We start from the raw sequence: 511 nt of genomic DNA on the forward strand, positions 1-511 counted from the left end.
GTTTAGCTCAGCTGGGAGAGCATCTGCCTTACAAGCAGAGGGTCAGCGGTTCGAACCCGTTAACTCCCATAAGTTATGAAGACGTTAAGAAATCCGTATAACAAAAGGAAGTTTATCTTTTTAACTAGGATTTTGGTCTGAATATAATTAATAGGTCCCGTGGTGTAGCGGTTATCACGTCGCCCTGTCACGGCGAAGATCGCGGGTTCGATTCCCGTCGGGACCGTTCAAAATGTCTGTAAGACATTTTGAAGTTGGCAATGAAGCAAGCGTAGCTTACGTCCTTAGTAGAATGTCTGTAAGACATTTTGAAGTTTGCGTCATATTTACGAGACTCGTTAGCTCAGTTGGTAGAGCATTTGACTTTTAATCAAAGGGTCACTGGTTCGAGCCCAGTACGGGTCATGGATGCGGGTTTGGCGGAATTGGCAGACGCACCAGATTTAGGATCTGGCGCTTAACGGCGTGGGGGTTCAAGTCCCTTAACCCGCATAAGAAAGATTAGGCCGGC

3 tRNA genes are annotated in these 511 nt (G+C 46.8%); all 3 read left to right on the top strand.

The annotated features are described in order from the left end of the window. The first annotated feature begins 153 nt into the window (after positions 1-153). The 3 genes from ACFOSE_RS09670 to ACFOSE_RS09680 all read left to right on the top strand — a co-directional run bounded on the left by ACFOSE_RS09670 (position 154) and on the right by ACFOSE_RS09680 (position 492). Positions 154-226, top strand: a tRNA-Asp gene (locus ACFOSE_RS09670). Between the two features lie 106 nt (positions 227-332). After that, positions 333-405: transfer RNA gene (locus ACFOSE_RS09675), tRNA-Lys, on the top strand. A gap of 5 nt (positions 406-410) precedes the next feature. Continuing rightward, a tRNA-Leu gene (locus ACFOSE_RS09680) sits at positions 411-492 on the top strand. The last annotated feature ends 19 nt before the right edge of the window (positions 493-511 follow it).

It is taken from the genome of Streptococcus dentapri, assembly GCF_042649885.1.
Taxonomy (GTDB): domain Bacteria; phylum Bacillota; class Bacilli; order Lactobacillales; family Streptococcaceae; genus Streptococcus; species Streptococcus dentapri.